The organism is Burkholderia sp. Ac-20384, from assembly GCF_017104605.1.
Classification (GTDB): Bacteria; Pseudomonadota; Gammaproteobacteria; order Burkholderiales; family Burkholderiaceae; genus Burkholderia; species Burkholderia lata.
Window position 1 is genome coordinate 1 of record NZ_JAAGPE010000730.1, and the last position, 372, is coordinate 372.

At 70.2% G+C, this 372-nt stretch carries 1 pseudogene; it reads left to right on the top strand.

The annotated features are described in order from the left end of the window. A pseudogene (locus tag G3O00_RS43070) lies at window positions 1-372 on the top strand (hypothetical protein); the annotation flags it as partial.

Here is a 372-nt window from a genome sequence, read left to right on the forward strand (position 1 = left end):
TGCCGCGTCGTGCGCGCGCTCGCGCCGCTCGTCGCGGCCGTGCTGGTCGTGACGGCCGGCTTCGCGCTCGCCGGCGTGCAACTGACGATCCTGCATCTCGTCGGGATGCTGCTGATCGTCGCGGTCGGCTCGAACTACGCGCTGTTCTTCTGCAAGCGCGACGACGCGCAGCCCGTCACGCCGTACACGCTGGTATCGCTGCTGATCGCGAACCTCGCGACGGTCGCCGGCTTCGGGTTGCTGGCGCTGTCACACGTGCCGCTGCTCGAAACCTTCGGGCTGACCGTCGGCCCGGGCGCGATGCTTGCGCTTGCGTTCGCGGCGATTCTCGCGCCGCGCGCGGGTGCGTCTGAGTCCGAGGCCGTCAACCAT